Origin of the sequence: Trichocoleus sp. FACHB-6 (assembly GCF_014695815.1) — a bacterium.
GTDB lineage: Bacteria > Cyanobacteriota > Cyanobacteriia > Cyanobacteriales > FACHB-T130 > Funiculus > Funiculus sociatus.
Genome location: NZ_JACJOY010000108.1, coordinates 1 through 19248, shown reverse-complemented (window position 1 = coordinate 19248; position 19248 = coordinate 1). Strand labels below are relative to the sequence as shown.

Sequence of the window (19248 nt, the reverse complement as noted above, 5' to 3'; positions counted from 1 at the left end):
ATTAAGAGGTAATAATTTTCACAAAATTTTTGAAAGAATAAATCTACCTATAGTTAACTTCTCGCCTGATAATTCTTCTAAAGATACCGCTTTAGGACTTCGGCGGTAGCTTGTCCGGTTTTTGCCCAACTAAATTGGCTGGCTCTGGCGAGACTAGCATCAGATAGACGCGATCGCAATCCTGAATCCGTCGCTACTGCCTGCATCGCGTCAGCGATTTCCCCAACATTGTAAGGATTTACTAAAATTGCCGCATCGCCAGCGACTTCTGGCAACGATGAGATATTCGAGGTAATTACCGGGGTACCGCAAGCCATTGCTTCCAAAACTGGCAAGCCGAAACCTTCCCAGAGACTAGGAAAAACGAGCGCGATCGCTTGATTAACCAGCGTCGGCAACTGGGCAGAAGGAACGTATTCTAGGAATTTTACCCGATTTTTCAGCCCCAGCCGTTCCACTTGCTCTATCAAAATCGGCGCATAACGCTTATCCGCAGATCCAGCCAACCACAACTCGCGATCGCCACAATTAGATAAAGTAGCAAAAGCCTCAATCAGCCGAGTCAGATTTTTGTAAGGATCGTAACGTCCTATGTAAAGAAAATAATTGCTGGTTGGTAAATCAAGATAGCGAAAATGATTCGCATCATACGCTAAAAGAATTGGCGTAATTTTATCCTCTGGAATTTTATAAAAATTCCTAATATCCTGAGCAGTAGCCCTAGAATTACAAATAATATGCTGTGCCTGCCCTAAAACTTGCGGAATGTAGTAACGAAAGTAGAGGCCCAGTGGGGAACCCCGCTTAGGAAAACGCACCGGAATCAAATCATGAACCATTACCACAGAACGACAGCCAGAAAATAATGGCGCTTCTGGAAGCGGCGAAAACAGCAGACTAGAATTTAAGTTTTTGTAAACTTGTGGCAACTGCAACTGTGTCCACAAAATCCGATTAAAATGCCCTTTGGTCCCTTGTTCCGGAGTTAAATTAGGCGGTACTGGATAGCGGCTATAGTTACTCTTCCATACTCCCTCCTGTTTCCCAGGCTCAACCTGTGAACTAACTAAGGTAGGCTCAGCCTCCCCATTATTAAGAATATTATTAGCTATTAATAAAGTTGGATTGAGATGCTGTAAATAAGGAAAAATATTAGCAGCATAAGTAGCAATCCCAGTCGGCTTAGAAAAAAGAAAAGAGAGATTAATCAGCAATTGACTTGACAAATAATTCTCCATTTGTAGGCTGGGTTGAGCGACGAAACCCAACAAAGGCATAAATTATACCATTTTACTTTATGCCTGCAACCGCTCCTTCTGTCGCCCCTTTTAAAGCAGGTTAAAGGGATTCTAAATGTGGCATTACTCATAATAAATTGGTAGGTTGGGTAGAGCGTAAGCGAAACCCAACAAAACCATGATAAAGTCTAAATTGGTAGGTTTTTGTTTGTGACTTAAAACAATAAATTATACGCCTTCAATGTTTCTCTAGCAGTTCTTTCCCAAGAAAACATTTTAGCTCTTTCCTTACCCTTTTTAATCAATTCGTGGCGAAACTGAGAATCACTAATTACCTGTAATATTGCCTCCGCCAACCCCATTGCATCGTTAGGATCTACCAACAACGCCGCATCTCCCACAACCTCCGGCAGTGAAGACGTATTTGAAGTAATAACCGGAGTCCCTAACGTCATTGCTTCCAACACAGGTAAACCAAAACCCTCATAGTGGGAAGGATATACAAAAGCATCAGCCTTAGAATAAAACAAAGCAACCATTTCATCAGATAAATAGTCTAAGTGATGAATCTCGCTTTTAAAAGCAGAACCTTCAATCTCGGTAAATATTGGCTCGTAATGCCATCCCTTTTGACCCACTAAAACCAATTGATGCTCTATTTTATACTTTTGCTTTAAATAATTAAAAGCTCTAATCAAATTAGTAATATTTTTTCTCGGCTCAATCGTACTTACAAATAGTAGATAAGGCTTGGAAAAATCATACTTATTCTCATTATCATCAGGCTGGGAACCCACGTGAGAGGCTGCTTCCTCTCCTTTAGCGAGAATTTTTTCAGCTAACAAATCCGACAAATATTCTGGATAGTAACGACTAGCTAAAGGCGCGACATATACGCGACTTGGGTCTATTTCCAAATATTCAACTATATCTCTCTTAGAACTTTCCGAGATAGTTATAACTAAATCAGTCCACTTTAAACATTGGCGGACACGGTTGGCATATTCTTTTACAACTGAGTTTATATATTGTGGATACTTAATAAACGTCAGATCGTAAAGAGTCATTACTTTTTTACTTTTTTTACATGGATATACAAAATAATTTGTTCCATGAATTACATTTGGATAATTGAGAGAAGGTTCAAAATAAGATTGAAATATTTTTGGAGATGCTAAAAATAAAGGGTTAGAAATTCTTACAGGCAAAGGCATTACGTAAAGGTTGGAATACTCTGCCAGCAGTTTAGGACAGGATAAGTTGCCACGCAGCCAATTTTTCATGCCCGGCTGGTAAACAATGCCTAGTTGAAAGTGAATGTCACCCTGATTTTGTAGCAGATAAAGGTAACGAATTAGATTCGCGACATAAAGACCAACTCCGCTTGGTTTAGGCTGTACAGGAGTACCGTCAATTACAACTTTTAGCATCCAGTATTGGTGAGTTTTTTCAGGTCATGCTCAACCATTAATTCAACCAATTGCTCAAAGGAATACTGAGGTTTCCAATCTAGCTGAGTTTTAATTTTTTCAATGGAACCAACTAACTGCACTGATTCATCAGGTCGATAGAAAGCCGGATCTACAGATACATAATCTTGCCAATTCAATCCGACACAATTAAAAGCACATTCCACTAAATCTTTAACAGAATGGGTTTCACCACTGGCAATAATATAATCATCAGGTTTCTCTTGCTGTAACATCAACCACATAGCATATACCGCATCTTTGGCATAGCACCAGTCTCGACGAGCTTCTAAGTTGCCTAGTTTCAGTTCTTTTGCCAAACCAAGTTTAATCATCGCAGCTGTGCTGGTGATTTTGCGAAACACGAATTCTGTCCCGCGCCGGGGGGATTCGTGGGTGTAGGTGATGCCGCAGCAGGTGTAAAGATTATACTGTTGCCTATAGTTAATAGTCATCCAATGGGCGTAAGCTTTGGCGACACCGTAAGGGTTGCGGGGGCGAAAAGCGGTGCGTTCGGTTTGGGGGGATTCGTCTGGTTGACCGAAAACTTCGCTGCTGGAAGCTTGATAAAATTTGGCATCTTTTTTGCAGCGACGGATAGATTCTAAAAGTCGAGAAACTCCAAGAGCCGTATATTCAGCTGTGAGGGCTGGCTGTGTCCAAGATAGGGGAACATAGCTTTGGGAGGCGAGGTTATAGATTTCATCTGGTTGAGATTCACTAATAACATCCATTAAGGAAGATTGATCCAAAAGGTCGCCGGAGAGGATTTGGACATTGCCGGAAAGGTGACTGATGCGGTCAAGGTTGCCAGAACTAGAGCGACGTACTAAACCAAATACCTGATAACCTTTTTCTAGGAGAAGTTCGGCTAAGTACGAACCATCTTGTCCGGTTAATCCGGTGATTAAAGCTCTTTTTTGCACTGTCTTTTGTTGGGTTGTCGGTAGTTAACAATACTAGCAAGAGATAAGGTCTATAAGTACCTCGAAATAATAAATATTTTATTTATCCAAAAATAACTTTTTCTCAATAAACTTTGATGTAATTATACATATTAAACTTTATAATTAAAAATTTGTTAACTACTTCAATAAATTAAAATACTTTTCTTCTATCTTCGACCATACATAATTTGTTTCTACAAAACTTTTTCCTTGCAAACCTAGCTGATGTCTAACTTGCTCATCCATCATTTCTATAGCTACCTGAAACTCATCTACATTTGTATACCAAAGCCCGCCTTGCGCTCTCCGAGATTGCCCCACGAGTACCTCACATCTTGCGTTTACTAATACAGCCTTACCCACCGACCACGCTTCTAGCAACACCATAGAAAGACTTTCATAGGGGGACGGCATTACCAGGAGATCGCAAGCAGCTAAAGCATCCCACTTAGCCTGCTCATCCACAAAACCTAGTGGAATGATATCGGGGTGCTTGGCAATTGGCATTGTTGGCTTGCCCAACAACACTAGCTTTCTCATACCAGATTCCTGCTTACGCAACTTGAAAAAATAACTTAAAAGTTCTTCACACCCCTTAGAAGGGTCAATCCTGCCAATATACAACAAAAATGGCTCATAAATGTTGTATTGCTGTCGGAAGCGTTCTGCACTATAAACTTGCGGTGGAACTACTGCTACTCCAGCGACAGGTCCCTTTAAATTAATTTTTGGGAAACGTGCTTTGAGAAAATCCCGTTCTTCCACCGTGTTAAAGACAAAACCACACGGTTTCTCAAAAAACTTTTCCCACATACTCATATAAATGGGCCATTCGTCATGAGCCAAAGGAACCAGATAAGCCTTTTCTGCTACTAATGGCAAAATGAAATAAGTTGTTGCATATAAATATGTAAAGAAAATAAATACATCGTATTCATGCTTGTGCTTCTCAACATAGGCAACCAAGTCAGCCGAAAATGGTCCCTGTGCCAGCATCCACGCTTCTTGCTGTTCAATAGGAACTTCTTTCAATCGAGGATAAAGATTTTCAGATAAATGATTAAATGCTTCTATATTCCGCTGCTTTGTCACTTGGAAACGCCGCACCTTGACACCTGAAATATCTACTACTCCTGGTGAATAGTAATTTTGCCAACTTATGTAGTCTAATGCACAGGTGGTTAGTATTTCTGTATTCCAATACTTGGACATTCGCTCTGCCATCTTAAGGCAGAGCGTTTCTGCTCCTCCATTAACCTCCAATCCACAGCGTTGAACAACAAAGGCAACCTTGGTCATTGCTCTAGCTCATCAGCGGGATAACTTCTATATAAAAATGCAGGTTTTTTTTCACCTGCTTTTCTAGTATTTAAAGCTCTAACAAAAATATATTGACCTAAGTCAAGTTCCCGCTGCTTCAACAATGGTTTTAAATTAGATACTAATGCATAACAGCTTGCATTGTTTTGATGCACATCAGCCGTGAACATAGAGTCAATCGTAAAACCTAGATAATTAAGCAACAAGTATAATTCATGCTTATTGTATTCCCGATTGTGCCTGCCGTATGGTCCGTAACCAGAGTACGGATCGTAGATATTTACTCCAGCAATCATTTTAGCAACATTTTCCAATCTGCTTACATTTGGGGTAGTTAAAATTAAGGCTCCATTGGGTTTCAGGACTCTCTTAATCTCCTTCAACACAGCAACGGGATTCATAAGCAAATGTTCTATTATTTCACAAAATAAAACAATATCAAACTCTCCATTCTTAAAGGGAAACGGATCTTCCTCTATGTTAAAATGACTAGATTCAAGCTGGATTGATAAACTATTATCAGAATTAAAGTCTTTATAGGTTACCTCCTGAATGACTTTATCTCCTCGATTTAAACCAAAATAATTAGCTAAATATAGTTCTAATTGAGTAAATTCTTTTAATAACATCGTTGTAAAGTATGGATTGGCTCCTAACTCCAGACACTTTCCTGATAAATTTATTACAAGTCCATAAGTATAGACAAATCTTCTAAAGTCTTGTTCACAATAATTTGCCATCTCCTGAGGATTAGCATCTGTAACCAGAACAGACTTCAAAAAATTAAACACTTGACTTTCAGATATGTCTTTTGGTAAAGGCAAGTTCGGATGAAGAGGAAACAGAGCCTCTGGTTGCTGAATAATAGTATCTTTAATATTCCTAGCAATCTTTTTCAAAGAATAGATCATGCAGCCGCCTCCTACATTTTTTAAATGGTTTATTGTTAATCAACTTGAGGGAAGAAGGTATTTACTTTCAGTGGTCTAGCTTTATAAAATTTGTACGTTGTCTAGCTGAGCTTTAAATAATTTATATTAAGCATCCTTTTTTATTCCTTGATTACACAGTAGAGGTAACTTAACCACCCTTGACCCACTGAAAAGTCTTGCTGAACATCTATAAGTTTCCCTCCACCGCAATCTATCAATTCCAAAACTACATCCTTTTGTATGCCGTACATCTCCATAGTAGGTACAAAAAAATTAGAGCTGTTTTTCGGCACATTAATACCCGCAACCATGCGATATAAGTTCAAAATACTTTGACCTATATCCTTGAGTTGAAATGCCTTCTCAACTTGAACAGAAACTCTGGTTGTCTGAGAACCCTTTTCTTTAAACCAAGTCACTCCTTCGTGAACCATGTCTAGTTCAAGAAGACAGTTACCAGGTTCTCCTGGAATAGTAATATCTAGCGAAATTTCTGCTTCTTCCAATGGTTTTATACTTTTTGGTAGTGGTTTTCTTCCATCGTCATTCATGATAATTTTTCCAGCTTTATTCAGCCAGTGATTGCCCAAATTAATCATGTATTTTCCTTGTGATTCCGAGAGGGAGGGCCAAGTTACATCGCTAATATTTTTTACGCTAACTTTAATGGTAGCTTCGCCTCCAGCCTTTAAAAGGGGCAATGGCTCTAATAAAGTTATTTGTGCGTTGTAAGCCGAATCTCCTAAAGTAGTAAGGTATTCAATAGGAACTGGTTCACTTGGAATCTGAAAAACCATTAAGCCACCAGGAGTAAGAATACGCAAAAATTCTTTTATATAATTTTTGCTATACTCTGGTCTAATATGCTGAAGAACGATCTTTGAATAAATAAAATTAAATGAATTATCTTTAAACAGTCTTAGATCGTCAGATTCGTTGACGTAATATTGGCATTTATCACCATAACGATTATATTTTCTAGCAAGTTCAATCATTGACGGAGCAATATCTATACCACAAGCTTCATCAAAGTAGTGGAAAAGTGCCTGAGTAAGTCGTCCGACTCCACAACCGAAATCCAAAGCTTTCTTTCGAGAGTAAGCAATACCCAAAGAGTTTATGTAATTTATTACACTTTCTATTTCTTCTTCACCAGTCTTAAAAAATTCATCTGGTTCCCACTTATTACCTTTTTTAGTCGGATTGGTCAATATTGCCCATAAAGGATCTCGTCGCCCAAATTCATTCCAGTTTCTTTTTAGCTCTTCTAGTTCCATACCACTTACCCCTTTGTATCGAGACTTAATCTTATAACTGTACTACTGCTAACGATCAAGATTTATACAGCTTGTTCATTGTTTATTTACTTCTTCCATTTTTAAAATTAGGCTGTTTAACCTTTCATTTACTGTGATTTGGGTAAAATATTCTCGCCTACTTCGCTGTGCCTTAATCACTTTTGACCGTAGTATTTCATCTCGCACAAGAAGTTTAGCAAGAGCTGCCACCTGCACCAAATCTTCCTTACTGCTAAACATTACCCCAGCTTCACCTAAGGTTTCTGGTACGGCAGTGTTTTTATAAGCCAAAACAGGAACATCAAACCACATCGCTTCTACCAGCGGTACACAAAAACCTTCGTGTTCGCTCATTGACCAAAACAGGTGTGCAGTTCGATAAAAAGCCAATAATTGGGCATCGTTGACTTGTCCTGGAAGTATAACATAGTTGGTTAGTCCTAACCTATGAATAGTGTTGATAATGTGGCAGTAATATGGATCTTGTATCTCACCACATCCCACTACAATTAGCCGCGCCTCTCGATCCATTGTCAGGTAGTGAGCAAAAGCTTCCAACAGATGATCTTGACGCTTATTTGGTGCCATACGACCCACAAATAGCAGATTTGCCTTGCCATCTTGCAGTTGACGCATCAATGCACCATCCGCAGGCAAATCCCACTTTCTGGGGTCTATAGCGATAGGCAGCACCCCTGCTACATGAAAACCAGACGCCACAAGTTCAGCCGTATTGTAAGTAGAAACTCCCACTGACATTGGGAAGTGCTGGGCTAGTTGTTTTAGCTCCGCCCGACCTTTTTCCAGAATCTTGGCAAACTCTGGTCGATAAGGCAAAAAAAACTCAGCAGGCGTGATGTTGTGATAAATCAGACATTTAGAACTTGGATGAGCGATCGCATACTCTGTCAATTCAGAACCAATCGAATGGTGGTAGATTAACCCCGCTTGAGGGCTAATCCATTTTGGCTGAAAGACTGTTACTTCATGAGCAACGCGCTCATCCACATATTTAACAAATATATCTGACTTATACCCGCAACTGCGTAAGTAATTCCTGATTGCTAGAGCATGATTAGAGATAGCATCCCCGTATGCCAAATTGGGCAGTAGTTGATGGATTTCCTTGAGCTTTCCAGCTTTTAGCTTGGCTGTGATTGCTGGGGTTTGAGATAGTCCTAATACAACTTCGTAACGTTCGATGACTTTATCCCATACCGCATATTCTCTTGCATAAGCTTGACCATTAGCACCGTAAGTTGCCAGTTGTTCCTCACCTAGTTGGTCAATTTTTGCAAACAGTTCTGCCCATTCAAGTTCTGTCTTTGCTAACCAACCCCCTTTAGCACACTCTACCGCCATAGCAGTAGCTAAACAACTTCTATGGGCAACGACAGGTCGCCCATAAAACCAAGCTTCCATGATGACGCGAGAGTAACTTTCATTTTGACTAGGTTGAAATAAAGCCAAACAGTTAGCTAGTAATCCTTCTTTTTCACTCTCTTGGACTAAACCTAAATCTACCAAACCCGGCGCACAGCCATTAAAGGATGTATTTCCAGGACCAGCCAGAACTAACTTTAAACTAGAATCTGGATGTTTCTGCTTGAAAGCTACATAAGCTCTTACTAATAAATCTGTATTTTTTGTTGCATCCCGCCGACCCAGGTAAAAGATAAAACGCTCTTGTTTTACTGAGAAATCTCCAATTTGACTAATCGTTTCATCATAGAACTGACCAGCCTCCACGCCTGCACCCGCTACAATGCTTTTGGAAATAATTCCAGGACCATATAACTGTTTTGCTAGTTCTGCTTCACCCTCACTGATAAATAATAGACCTTTGGCGGCATGGAAGATATTAGTAACTTGGGGTAAATAAGCATAAACTTCATCGTGTAAACAAGGCTGTAGAAAGGCACGACTGGCAACAATCGGCAATCCATTTAAAATAAGACCATAAAGATAGGGAATAAATAGAAATGCTTGATACTGGTCATGATGCTTTTTTAGAAATTTCAGCAGTTGAGTAGAGTTAATATTTTCACGACAAAAAATAGCTGCATCTTCTAAAGTTACTGGATTGATTCCAGGCTTTAGCTCTAAAGACGGTAAGCTTAACATTATGCCATTAGTGCGCTCGAAGGCATTGCGATCGCGTCTGTCTACTCGAAAGCGTCGAATTTTTACATCCTGCTCCTGGCTCAATCCAGCTCTGAAGTAGTTGACAGCCCAATCATCTTGAAAGGAGCGACAGCAGGTTGTTAGTACCTCTACTTCATGTCCTCGACAGGCGAGACGTGTCGCTACTTGCCAAGCTTGTTGCTCTGCTCCTCCTTTTAAATCCCTACCAAACCAGGGAGTGACGATAGCCAGTGGCTTCATACCTTGTATCCAACTACTGCATAATCTTGAGGACCATAAAAATACTGGTTAAATAGCTCTGCCAGCTCCGAGCCACTAACTTTATATGATTCTTCATAAGGATTTAAATTCATTATATTTACTGAAGCAAATCCACTATTCTCTACCAGGAATTTAACTAGAGGACTGGGTAAAGGATTGCGATGAGTGGGATCCATGTAGAAATTGGTAGTTCCTACTAGAATATTTTGTGGATTTGGTGTTTCAAAAATAGCCAAGCCACCTGGTTTCAACACCCTCAGTGTCTCGTTAAATAACTGTATCAACGCTGAAAAGGGTAAATGTTCAATAATGTGAAAGCCTGTTACTGCACCTAAGCTAGCATCTGGTAAAGCTTGCAAGTAATCTATTACATCTGCTTCTATTACCTCAAATCCTCTAGCTTTGCACTCATCCAACATTACCCGGTTGATGTCTAGACCTCGTACAACGTATTCCGATTCCTGTAGCAATCTTAACCATTCACCGCGCCCACAACCCACATCTAGAATGGGAGAATCCTGCGTACCAACCTTTGCTTGTTCGACTAACGGCAGGTAGACTTTTAGCCGATTTAGGATATCCTCACGACTGCCCCGAAAATGCTCTTCAAAAGCAACGTAGAAGGCATCTAGCAAGTGCTGTTCTTCATTCACAAAAGCTTCCACTTGCTCTTGACTAAAAGGTTCTGGCAAACGTTGTCGCGCTTCTTCTAGAAACAAGGCGATCAATCGCTTTTGTTGGTTTAAATCATTCTTGAGATAACTGTCGTTTCTGATGTAACTCTCATCGGTAGCGTTGAGGTGATCGCTTACCCCTTGCAGTCGTCCATTAGTGGCATTGAGACGATCGTTCGCCTCTTGCAGTCGTGCATCGGTGGCTGATATGCGATCGCTTATCAGATTAACTCGTGCATCGGTGGCTGATATGCGATCGCTTATCAGATTAACTCGCTCATCGGTGCCATTCAAGCGATCGCTTACCCCTTGCAGTTGTGCATCTGTGGTGTTGAGGCGATCGCTTACCCCTTGCAGTTGTGCATCTGTAGCTGATATGCGATCGCTTACCGCTTGCAGGTGTGCATCGGTGGTGTCGAGGTGAGCGCTCGTTCCTTGTAGTTGTGTTTGGAGAGCAGTTACTTGCTCCAATAGCTGTCGATTCAAGAACAGCGACTGCCTTAATGCCTCAATCAAAGAAGAATTAACTACACGTTGTTCTTTTAGTAGAAAATTATATACTTTTAGGGCAAATCTCTGTATCCCTCCACTTAAATTAAATGGAAACCGCTCAAACTTTTTAGGCCAATGACTACGAACTTGAGACTTAAATTCAGCATTATTAAGCAAAGCATCTATGCAACTAACTATATTGCTGTAATTTGCTACCACTGTTCCTGCCCCAGCCATCACTTCCCCATTTTTCGCAGGAAAGCTGCTTTTACGCCTAGCAACCTCTTCCCGAATTTTTTGCATTAATTCATCTACATTTATTTCTGGATTATTTGCTTCTATCATTTTTTTAAACCTATATTTATTTATCAAATTATTTAAACATTAACAATTCTATCTGTATTAATTTCTAGACTACAATCCATATCTACAATACCTTCGCACCCATCAATATTATATACTTCAAACACTACCAGCTCATCTACCCAGTCGTAACTCAATCCTTCTTCGGAATGTATACCAACTGTTACCGTGTATGTTCCCCTATTTAAATAGCAAGGCATTTTAAACCTTGCCGTAATTTTTTCTCCTTTGTTTACTTTAGTAAGTTTAACTCTTTTTAAGAAACTATTAGTTCCATAAACCACTACTCCCAGCAAATTTCTAATAGATATACCTATTACTATATCGGATAATTCTGCTTGAGCTTCTATTAAAATTACAATATTAAAACCCGTTCCTGTCTCTATTTTTGTTTTTGCTTCGCTGCCGTCAGCATGAGTAATTTTAACATCCTTAATAATTGCTAGATTATTCCCATGCCTGTGCAGTAATTTCTCTGGATCGCGGCTTATAAAATCCTCCCTCCCAGCACTATTTATTTCCTTCGCATCAACCTGAGTCTTATCTGAACTAAGCAACGCAATGTAGTGATTTACTACGTCCTTGGGATTACCTATCTCTAATATTCTTCCGTGATTCATCAAAGCGGCACGCTGACATAGCATTTTAACACTTGAGGAATCGTGAGAAACAAATAGAATTGTTACGCCTTGTTCCTTAAGGTGACGAATCCGCTTCATACACCGAGCTTGAAATTTTGCATCGCCGACAGCCAGCGCTTCATCTACAATTAAGATTGTTGGTTCTGTATGGGCAATAACTGCAAATGCCAATCGCACTGCCATGCCGCTCGAATAAGTTTTAACAGGCTGATCGATGAAATCTCCGATCTCAGCAAAAGCCTCAATATCATCAAACTTATCGGCAATTTCTAGTTGACTTAATCCCAAGATTCGCCCGTTAAAAAATACATTTTGCCGCCCAGTAAACTCTGGATTAAAGCCACTGCCGAGTTCTAGTAATGCCGAAACTCGACCGTTTACCCCTACCTCACCAGTGGTTGGCATCAAAGTTCCTGCAATAATTTGCAGCAGGGTGCTTTTTCCAGAACCATTTTGCCCAATGATTCCCAGGGTCTCTCCCCTGTTTATCTCCAGGTTAATATCTTGTAACGCCCAAAACTCTTGGACGTGACTCCTCCTCGGTAGCAAAATTTCCTTAAGTCGGTCTACTGGACGCGCATAGCGCTTGTAGCACTTCGAGACATTTTTCAGAGAAATAGCAATATCACTCATCACACAGCTGTTGTTGTCCCAATACTAGAGTACATCAGCAAATGCTGGTCGTAACCGACGATACACCCATAATCCGCCAAAAAACCCCACAACAGAGACTACTGTAGCGACTCCCCACTCTCCCCAATGCGTCACTTCTCCCACCAAAATTAAATCTCTATACACTTCTGCGATCGCTGCCAGGGGATTCAACCAAAATACCCAACCTCGCCACTCTTGGGGAATCACCGACGCTGGATAGACAAGCGGAGTTAAATAAAACCAAAGGTTTAATATAACTCCCAGCGTCTGCGGAACATCTCTCAAAAATACCGTCAACCCTGCGGTTAAATACCCCAGCCCCGCTGTCAATAGCAGTTGAGGTAGCCATACTAGCGGCAACAGCCATAACGTACTGTGTATTGTATTGGATGACACCGCCACCAAGACAATCAATGCCATTAAGCCAAAGGTACTCTCAATGAAGGTTGATAGCACTGGCACTAGAGGTAATAAAGCCAAAGGAAAAACTACCTTTTTCACCAAATTAGGCTGCCCCATGACCGAACCAGATGCCTGAAATAGCCCACCAGTAAAGGCAATCCAGGGAAGCAATCCTGCAAACAGCCACAAACCAAATGTAAGGTTATTTGTAGGCAACCCCTTGAGACTCAGCTTCACTTGCAAGACAATTGAGAAGACATAGGTGTAAATTAGCAACTGCGACAGCTGATTCAAGAGAGGCCACAGATTGCCCAATATTGATCCCTTGTATCGCGCCTCCAAGTCGCGTTGCACCAATGCTTTGAGTAAATCAAGCTTTGTCCGCCACTGTTCATTCACTGGTAGCCAATAAACTATATTTCCCACTCTGCGTACAGCCGTCTTAATGGACTTTAACAACCCTTACTCCCTCATCTACAGCCGACTTACAGAAGCGCTTTTTTTTTAGTCGGTAGTCCAACATCAAAGTTCCCGTTCCTGTAAATTCCGCCTCCAATTCATCTGGTCATCTGCTAAATTTATGATTTTATAACAATTTTGCGTAAACACAAGCCATTCAAAATTATTTCAGCCTTGCCAGAAGGCAAAGCGCTGAAGCTGTAACGCTGTTAAATCCAAAAAAAGTGCAGGAGAGGAGAAGTGATTAGACACAAAGCGCTGTGGCAAAGGTCGGTTATTAGCTTTTGCTTGGGAATTATTATTATTTTTCATCTTTTGGTTCCAGTCAATCCAGATGGTACTCTTCCTGCTATACCAGAACTTGCGGGGATTGCGCTTCTGAGTGGGATTCTCTGTTTTACCTTCAGTTGGGGAAGAAATCTTCAGGTGTCCGGTTGGTCGTTCCGACCAAGTGAGGTTGGTGTATTCAGCTTTCTATGGTTAACTGTGTTGTTCCTAACGGGAACACGCGCTTTTATATCCTTATTTAAAACTCCCGGTCAGCTTTGGACACCATGCCTGATTATTCCTAATATAAATACTCGCATTGAATGTTTTTTTCAGGCAACTACCTATCAAAACTATGGGGTTAGAACATTTTTTATGCTCCTAACTGCGGTGATGATGGGAACCCTTGCCTGTTTAATTGTCCGCAGTTTTTTACATGGTTGGAAGTTATTATTAGGTTTAGTTGTTTTTGGCCCGCTTCTTGTCACCCTTACGGGCTTTTTCTGCCTTTTGGTGGGAATTGAGCAAGTTTTACCAAAAAGCCTTCTTTATAATGCTTGGGGTTCTCATCGGCTAACGCAAATATTTGGAAATCCTGGCTGGGCCTGGCCTTATTTTGCGCCGGGAATCGCTATTGTTTTATGGGCGACAGTCACAGCATCGACTAGAAGAAGTCGGATTCTTTGGGCGGGGATATCTTTTATATTAATTCTGGGTGCTCTTGCCACACAACAAGCTGGCGCACTTCTACTTTGTCTTATTTACATTACTGTGTGCGGCTTCTATTACCTTAGCTTTGGATTGAAAAAAAGTAGCATAGTTAATCAAGTAAAACGTGCAAGCTTACCGCTTTTTATTGCTAGTATTCTCCTCGCAATATTTAGTAATCAAAAGCTTTTGCAGCAAATTGCTAAATTGGTAGGTTATGAATGGGATACCGAAGCTCTATCTCCTGAGACGACACGGCTGGAAATTTGGAAAGCAGCGTGGAATATCTTTAAAGAAGCACCGCTTTTTGGGCATGGATATGCAAGTTGGCTACAAATAATTTCCGAGTACGGTTTGAGAAATAATCGACCAAATGTTGTGTTTGATACTGCCCATAACTTGTTTTTTCAAATATTAGTAGAATTTGGGTTACTGCACACTGTAATTATTTTTTCTTTCTTAGGACTAATCGCGTTTACTGCATTTCAAAACTCTCGCTTTTTACCCGGTGGTAGGTTACTTTTTCTTTTAGCCGTGAGTTCCTTTTTTGTACCAACCCTGGTGCAAGAAATTAACTACATCCGCCCTAGTTACTATATTCATGCTATCTTTTGGGGGGCTTTAGTTGGTCTACCGTTTCATGCAGACCATAGTTCAAAGCCAAACTCGGTTGAGCCACAGTATCAATTACTACCGTCTAAGACGCGATCGCTAGGGGCGCGATTTATTCCGGCGATCGCATTCGCGCTACTGTCTGGTGTTTCCCTTCTAGGAATTCTCTTTTGTTATTTAACCTTTAGTTTCGGAGGATATCAGTTTGAGGCAGCTTTGACGGCACCAAATACAAAAATCATGCGCTGGTTGGGGCCAAATACGGCATTGGCAACTTTCGCAACGGCAGAGAAAAAATCATACTCCGTGTACGATGTCAATCCCAGACAGAAGCCAATGACTGTTAATCTTGGTAAGGCTAAGGATTTCAGCATCACAGTGGAAGGAACGGATCGGCTGGAACTGGCGCTAGAGAATGGGGGACAGAATTTACCTCGCAAACACAATTTATCTTTTTTTCCAGTCGCTGGGGATGGAACGCGCTGGATCGGAGTACAGGTTGCTTACCCGCCAGTGCAATCAAATCTTGGCATTGCTTGGTCGAGAAATATGTATGGTTGGGAGACGTTTGGTAACGCTAAGGGGCGATGGTGTGGACAGAATTGTGTTTTTTTGGTAAAAACTTGTTCCAGAAGCGATCGCTTAGATTTTTCCATACTTGCACCCCGACCCGTCGATGGGAAAATTCCACCGTCTACTTTGCACATTTCGGTTTATGGGTTTAGCGAAGAAACTCAGTTTTCCCAGAAACTTTTCTCACATTTGCCCATTCCGCTTCTAGACTTGCGCGAACAATTTGATAAAATTGGCACATCAAAGCTGATTCATGTGCAAGGAACCCCAAAAACCTCCTGGTATCTGGTTTGGGTAGAGTCTGATTCAGTTTTTAACCCAAAATCTTTGGGAATTTCTCCAGATGATCGAAATTTGACAGCCATCGTACAGGAAGCATCTTGCCCGAAATGAAGCTGACTAGGAACTCCGGTAGTATTTTTTTTCTTTGTTCCTAATCCTCACATTTTGCACCAGTCACTATGAGCAACGCAATCCTGCCCTGAACTAAAGTTTGAGGCTGATAGTAAGCAGTCAGTTAAAACAGACTAGATAAAGATTTTAACCAGTTTTAAAAGGTTTAAGTTTTCAGCCTGAAATTTATTTCAAAGCTTATTGTCAATGGTGCAATATCTCATTAGCTCCTATTCCCCAATTCCCAGTCCCTCTAAGTCCCCGATTCCGCTACACTGTGGAATGATTCATTGTATTCGGAAGCAGTAATGGAGATAGGTCAAAAAGTTAAAGTATACCGCCTCAGAGACAGGGTATCACCTGCGATAGTCAATAAACTGGGGAAAGTCGGAACCATCCAAGGTTACAGAATGACCGATGGCAGTGGCGTTGGGGTCGTCGTACAATTCGAGGACAACTCAGCCACATGGTTCTTTGAAGACGAACTGAAACCTGCACAGTAAAGAGATGGCCTTGATTTTAACCTTTTTGGGCAAAGGCGGCACTGGTCGCACAACAGTAGCGATCGCAGCTGCAAAAAAACTGGCAACCCAGGGAGCGCGAGTTCTACTGGCTGGAGTTGACCCCGGCCCATCCCTCGGATTGCTGCTGGGGACATCCACCAGTCCCGACCCCCAGGAACTAACTCAAAATTTGCAAGTAGTGCAGTTCCAGTCCGCCGTCTTGCTAGAGCGCAGCTGGGAAGAAATCAAAAAACTGGAGGCGCAATATCTCCGGACACCCCTGATAAAAAATGTCTACGGTCAAGAACTAGGCGTATTGCCAGGGATGGATAGCGCCTTAGCTCTAAACGCCATCCGCGAGTACGATGCCAGTGGCAAGTACGACGCGATCGTTTACGATGGCAGCGGCGACCAGACTACCCTACGGATGTTGGGTATGCCAGAAATACTCAGCTGGTATATCCGTCGCTTCCGGAAAGTAGTGGAAGATTCCGACCTCTGGAAAACAGTATCGCCCTTCATTCAACCGATCAGCAGCGCTGTCCTCAACGTCTCATGGACTGGGGATAACTTCGCCCAACAACCCACTAACGAAGTGAACAATCTGCTGGAACGAGGGAAAGCAGCAATAGCAGACCCCTCCCGGACTGCCGCCTATTTGGTGACAACAGGCGATCCTACCGCTGTGGCAACTGCCCAGTATCTGTGGGGTAGCGCCCAACAAATCGGGCTGACTGTGGGCGGCGTACTGCTAAACCAGGAGCCTGTGACAGAAGGCATCTCGGCGAACTTTAGCCCTTTGGCAGTTAGTTCTCTTCCTATCTGTCCTCCTAGTGACTGGCAACCCCTGATAGAAGCTCTCCCAGATTTGCGTCAAGCTGCATCGGCTCCCAAACCGATTGAGATTGATATCTCTGCCCGTCAGGTACGTTTATTCTTGCCTGGTTTTGACAAAAAACAGGTAAAACTTACCCAGTCTGGCCCAGAAGTCACCATCGATGCTGGAGACCAGCGGCGCAATATCTCTTTGCCGCCCCAGTTGAGCGGTCAATCCGTCAAAGGCGCTAAATTTCAAAATAGTTACTTAACGATTTCGTTTTAATTGGGAATTGGGAATTGGGAATTGGGAATTGGGAATTGGGAATTGGGAATTGGGAAAGTTGCTTACCTAACCCCTAGTCCCTAGCCCCCAACCCCCAGTCCCTAGCCCCCAGTCCCCAGTCCCCAGTCCCTATTACCTATTAGCAAATGACAACGGACAACGGACAACCAACAACTGATAACTCAGCTGAGCGCAGTGCGAAAACTCGGCAACTGCTAGGCATGAAAGGTGCTGCTTCTGGCGAGACTTCTATCTGGAAAATTCGCTTGCAGCTGATGAAGCCGATTACCTGGATTCCCCTGATTTGGGGCGTTGTCTGCGGTGCAGCTTCTTCGGGTGAATACACTTGGACTCTGGAAAATGTTCTGAAAGCTGCTACTTGTATGCTGCTGTCGGGGCCTATTCTGGTTGGGTATACCCAAACTTTAAATGACTTTTACGATCGCGATATCGACGCGATTAACGAACCCTACCGTCCTATTCCCTCTGGTGCCATTTCTGTTCCCCAAGTGGTAATGCAAATTTTGGTGCTGTTATTTGCAGGGTTAAGTCTTTCCTACGTTTTAGATAGATGGGCGGGGCATGATTTTCCTACCATCACCTGCATTGCCTTGGGTGGTACTTTTCTAGCCTATATTTATTCTGCGCCACCGCTGAAGCTGAAGAAAAATGGCTGGCTAGGCAATTACGCACTGGGTGCCAGTTATATTGCTCTTCCCTGGTGGACTGGTCACGCGCTGTTTGGCGAGTTAAACGCTACGATTATGATTCTGACGCTGTTCTACAGTTTGGCGGGGTTGGGAATCGCGGTGGTGAATGACTTCAAGAGTGTTGAAGGCGATCGCCAACTCGGTCTACAATCGCTTCCGGTGATGTTTGGCGTTGGCACCGCTGCATGGATATGCGTGCTGATGATCGATATCTTTCAAGCTGGAATTGCCGCGTATTTAATTAGCATCCACCAAAATCTTTATGCGGCAATCTTGATATTACTCATCATCCCCCAAATCACTTTTCAGGATATGTATTTTCTGCGCGATCCCCTAAAAAATGATGTGAAATATCAGGCAAGCGCTCAACCTTTTTTGGTTCTAGGAATGCTGGTTGCTGGTTTGGCATTAGGTCACGCTGTTTATTAGTAGGTTGGGTTGAGATACGAAACCCAACATTGACAAGCATTTGTTGGGTTTCGCTACAATTATTCTTTACAGTAGGTTGGGTTCGCGTAGGAAACCCAACTTATTTATTAACAAGTATTTGTTCAGTTTCGATTCGCTCTACCCAACCTACAATTATTAGGAATTGATATTAAAACAAACCCCAACTTACTCGTGCCCTACACTGACATAAAACAACATTTCTTCCCCACAACCCCAAGATAGATCATATATTCCGGCAGCAACATAACGGTGAAAGCTAGAATATTCCCAGTCTTTGGGTGCTTTCACTAATCCATGTTTGACTGGATTATAGTGAATATACTCCAGGTGTTTAGCAAAATCTTCTTCGTCTCGAATTTGATGTTCCCAAAAGCGGCGTTGCCAGATTGATTGCTCTTTTTTACTTTGTCTGGATAGAGAAACTTTTTGATGATACTCTTGTTCGCAGTTGCGGCTAAAATAACTTTTGATTAGAGGTTGTCTTAAAAGTTGGTTGAGCAGTAAAAAAGCTCACTCGGTGTAAGAGGATGTTTGAAAAGTGGTGAGGGGTTAAATATTATGCCAACCGCCTGACCATGATACGGATCATTGCCAGATAAATAAAAGTCTCCGATGTTTCTGGCAATAACTCATAA

At 41.8% G+C, this 19248-nt stretch carries 14 protein-coding genes and 1 pseudogene; 4 read left to right on the top strand and 11 right to left on the bottom strand.

Annotation, left to right across the window (positions count from 1 at the left end; translation table 11 throughout):
- Nucleotides 1-77 precede the first annotated feature (77 nt).
- The 10 genes from H6F66_RS21725 to H6F66_RS21680 form a co-directional block, all read right to left on the bottom strand.
- Nucleotides 78-1277: a glycosyltransferase family 1 protein gene (locus H6F66_RS21725; RefSeq protein ID WP_242023806.1), complete on the bottom strand. Its 1200-nt coding sequence runs from the start codon at nt 1275-1277 to the stop codon at nt 78-80.
- Between the two features lie 176 nt (nt 1278-1453).
- Nucleotides 1454-2668, bottom strand: a complete 1215-nt coding sequence (locus H6F66_RS21720; RefSeq protein ID WP_190425323.1) for a glycosyltransferase family 1 protein — start codon at nt 2666-2668, stop codon at nt 1454-1456.
- Nucleotides 2662-3633: a GDP-mannose 4,6-dehydratase gene (locus H6F66_RS21715; protein WP_190425320.1), complete on the bottom strand. Its 972-nt coding sequence runs from the start codon at nt 3631-3633 to the stop codon at nt 2662-2664. The genes H6F66_RS21720 and H6F66_RS21715 overlap by 7 nt, the downstream gene beginning before the upstream one ends.
- A gap of 159 nt (nt 3634-3792) precedes the next feature.
- Nucleotides 3793-4953, bottom strand: a complete 1161-nt coding sequence (locus H6F66_RS21710) for a glycosyltransferase family 4 protein (protein WP_190425316.1) — start codon at nt 4951-4953, stop codon at nt 3793-3795.
- Nucleotides 4950-5885 (bottom strand): methyltransferase domain-containing protein, encoded by a 936-nt coding sequence (locus tag H6F66_RS21705; RefSeq protein ID WP_190425312.1) that lies wholly within the window; start codon nt 5883-5885, stop codon nt 4950-4952. Before H6F66_RS21705 ends, H6F66_RS21710 begins: the two co-directional genes overlap by 4 nt.
- 140 nt (nt 5886-6025) lie before the next feature.
- Complete coding sequence (locus H6F66_RS21700) at nt 6026-7183, bottom strand: class I SAM-dependent methyltransferase (RefSeq protein WP_190425310.1); 1158 nt, start codon at nt 7181-7183, stop codon at nt 6026-6028.
- Between the two features lie 75 nt (nt 7184-7258).
- Complete coding sequence (locus tag H6F66_RS21695; protein ID WP_190425307.1) at nt 7259-9589, bottom strand: glycosyltransferase; 2331 nt, start codon at nt 9587-9589, stop codon at nt 7259-7261.
- On the bottom strand, nt 9586-11121 hold the full coding sequence (locus H6F66_RS21690) for a class I SAM-dependent methyltransferase (protein WP_190425304.1): 1536 nt from the start codon (nt 11119-11121) through the stop codon (nt 9586-9588). Before H6F66_RS21690 ends, H6F66_RS21695 begins: the two co-directional genes overlap by 4 nt.
- A 32-nt stretch (nt 11122-11153) precedes the next feature.
- The gene (locus H6F66_RS21685; RefSeq protein WP_190425301.1) at nt 11154-12416 is read right to left on the bottom strand and encodes a Wzt carbohydrate-binding domain-containing protein; all 1263 of its coding nucleotides are present in this window, start codon (nt 12414-12416) and stop codon (nt 11154-11156) included.
- A 21-nt stretch (nt 12417-12437) separates the two neighbouring features.
- Nucleotides 12438-13283 carry an ABC transporter permease gene (locus tag H6F66_RS21680; RefSeq protein WP_190425396.1) on the bottom strand — a complete coding sequence of 282 codons (846 nt, stop codon included), beginning with the start codon at nt 13281-13283 and terminating at the stop codon, nt 12438-12440.
- A gap of 252 nt (nt 13284-13535) precedes the next feature.
- Here H6F66_RS21680 and H6F66_RS21675 point away from each other — a divergent pair, with 252 nt between their 5' ends.
- From H6F66_RS21675 to chlG, 4 genes are all read left to right on the top strand, one after another.
- Entirely contained in the window at nt 13536-15848 is a 2313-nt protein-coding gene (locus H6F66_RS21675) for an O-antigen ligase family protein (RefSeq protein ID WP_190425298.1), read from the top strand.
- 308 nt (nt 15849-16156) lie between these two features.
- Nucleotides 16157-16351, top strand: a complete 195-nt coding sequence (locus H6F66_RS21670) for a DUF2862 domain-containing protein (RefSeq protein WP_190425295.1) — start codon at nt 16157-16159, stop codon at nt 16349-16351.
- Nucleotides 16352-16355: 4 nt separating this feature from the next.
- Entirely contained in the window at nt 16356-17453 is a 1098-nt protein-coding gene (locus H6F66_RS21665) for an ArsA family ATPase (RefSeq protein ID WP_190425292.1), read from the top strand.
- Nucleotides 17454-17599: 146 nt separating this feature from the next.
- Nucleotides 17600-18592 (top strand): chlorophyll synthase ChlG, encoded by a 993-nt coding sequence (gene chlG / locus H6F66_RS21660; protein ID WP_190425289.1) that lies wholly within the window; start codon nt 17600-17602, stop codon nt 18590-18592.
- Nucleotides 18593-18778: 186 nt separating this feature from the next.
- Here the strand turns inward: chlG and H6F66_RS29495 are convergent.
- A pseudogene (locus H6F66_RS29495) lies at nt 18779-19087 on the bottom strand (transposase); the annotation flags it as partial.
- Between the last annotated feature and the right edge of the window lie 161 nt (nt 19088-19248).